Origin of the sequence: Cryobacterium sp. TMT3-29-2 (genome assembly GCF_004564305.1) — a bacterium.
GTDB classification, from domain to species: Bacteria; Actinomycetota; Actinomycetes; order Actinomycetales; family Microbacteriaceae; genus Cryobacterium; species Cryobacterium sinapicolor.
The window spans coordinates 1-1,998 of the sequence record NZ_SOGK01000063.1; the positions used below are offsets into that span (position 1 = coordinate 1).

The window sequence follows — 1,998 nt, forward strand, 5'->3', positions numbered from 1 at the left end:
AGGCGCTGCGGATGCCGCCGGGTCACCTGGGGCTGCCCCGCGACCGCGCCGAGGCGCTGCGGATGCCGGCGGCGGCATGGACCTGCGGATGCCGACGGCTGTGCTCGGAGGCGGCGGCTAACGCAGCTCGGCTGCGATCGCGGCGGCGGCCGTCACGAGTCGAGCGCCGATCTGGGCGGCACTCTGGCCGCTGCCGAGGTAGACGACCGCCAGCGCCGCCGGCGCCTCACCGGGCACGACCAGCGGCACCGCCACGGACGCCAGCCCCGGCACGACCTCGTCATGACTGGTGGCGAAGCCGTGCGTGCGCACCTCGGCGGCCTCGCCGCGGCGCGCGTCCTCGCCGAGCTGCGCCCAGTGGGCAGTCGTGAGCAGGGACTGGATGGCGATTCCGGGGGCGCCCCGGCCGAGCGGATGCCGTGTGCCGGGGCGCTGCGCGACCGTGGCGTGCGCCTGGCGCGGTTCCACGCTGACCAGGGTGACGACCTCCGCCCGGTCCAGGACGGTCACGAAAGCAGTCATCCCCAGCTCGTTCGCGACGCTCGTCAGCTCGGGCAGCGCCGCGGTTTGCAGGCCGCGGGAGACACCGCGGGCGAGTGCAGCCATCCGTGGGCCGAGGCGCACGGCGCCCGCGGCATCCCGGATCACGACCCGGTGGTCCTCCAGCGTGCGCAGGATTCGGTAGGCGTTCGAGCGGTGCACGCCGAGGGCGGCGGCCACGTCAGCGATGGTCAGGGCCGCGTCGGCGTCGGCGAGGATCTCGAGCACGCGGATGCCCCGGGACAGGGTCTGGGAATGCGGCGCGCCGGGCGCGCCGTTCGTGCTCTTCGCGCCGTCTATGCCGTTCGTGCTATCTACGCCGTTCGCGCCGAGTGTGGCAATCCCGCCATTCGCGCCGAGTGTGGCGTTCCCGCCGTTCGCGCCGTTCGCGCCGAGTGTGGCAATCCCGCCATTCGCGCCGAGTACGCCGGGCTGGCTCGGCTCGCTCATTCCGCTCTTCCGGCTCGTTGACGTCGACACGGTGCCATTCTCGCATCCATGATGCGCCGGAGGACGGTCGCCGCAGGATCGATCCGCCGGAGTGCGTGGCTGACTCAGGAGGTCCGGGTGCCGCGCCGCATCCGGGCCTGGACCCTTGCCGTGCATAACGCCGGCATATTGTGCGGGCCGGGTTGCGTCGCCGCGGAAATTCGGGGGTGCGTGCCGGCGGCGGCACCGGAGTGCAGGAGCTATGCCGTGCTCGCGGTGGCCGACCGTCTTCGTGGCGCCGATTCCGGTGGCCAACTCAGGAGATCCGGCTTTGGACCGGCCGTTTCGACACGGACGAGTGCGGACCAATGCGGCAGAGTGCGCGCACGGGACACTTGCCGCCGTGAATCTCCTGAGTTGGCCACGTTGAGCGCGGCAGCCTCGGCGTGTGCATCCCTGTGCTGCTGCCGCGCATCCGTGTGCTGCTGCCGCGCATCCGTGCGCTGCTGCCGCGCATCCGTGCGCCGTTCGGCAAGCCGAGCAAGGGAGACCGGCCTATCGTGAGCCGAAATGACTGAGATCTGGGTGTCTGCGTGCCTGCTTGCCGCCGTCGCGGCGGCCGGCCTGGGTGCGGCATGCGCGTTCGCCGGGCTCCGGATGCCGGGCCGCACCCTGGTCGCGGCGCCCGCCATGGTCGTCATGGCCGTCACGTGCGCCGACATGGTGTTGCCGGGTGTGCAACTGCTCGGGCCGTTGTCCTGGGCCGGGCTGCTGGTCGGGGCGGCACTGCTGGCCCTGCTCGACCGGCGGCATCGGATGCCCGCCGCGCACCACGCCGCAGCGCTGCTGCTGATGGCGGTGATGTGGGTCGCGATGCTGCCGGCGGCGTCCGCGTCGTCTTCTGCTCAGGCTTCGGCGGGCGGCGGCGCCGGCGTGGTCGGGTCCGGGTCCTGGGCAGCGACCGGCGCCGCAGCGTCAGCCGGAGCCGCAGCGTCGACGGAGGCAGCGGCGTCAGGGGGGGCTGGGGCC

General features: G+C 73.2%; 2 protein-coding genes and 1 pseudogene. 2 read left to right on the top strand and 1 reads right to left on the bottom strand.

Annotated features, from left to right (window positions below):
• Positions 1-117: 117 nt before the first annotated feature.
• A complete protein-coding gene (locus tag E3O67_RS07265; protein ID WP_370260335.1) occupies positions 118-1,020 on the bottom strand; it encodes an IclR family transcriptional regulator in 903 nt (300 codons plus the stop codon).
• Between the two features lie 395 nt (positions 1,021-1,415).
• Here E3O67_RS07265 and E3O67_RS17615 point away from each other — a divergent pair, with 395 nt between their 5' ends.
• Complete coding sequence (locus tag E3O67_RS17615) at positions 1,416-1,547, top strand: hypothetical protein (protein ID WP_255575695.1); 132 nt, start codon at positions 1,416-1,418, stop codon at positions 1,545-1,547.
• Positions 1,540-1,998 (top strand): annotated as a pseudogene (locus E3O67_RS07270) (hypothetical protein); the annotation flags it as partial. The gene E3O67_RS17615 and the pseudogene E3O67_RS07270, both read left to right, overlap by 8 nt.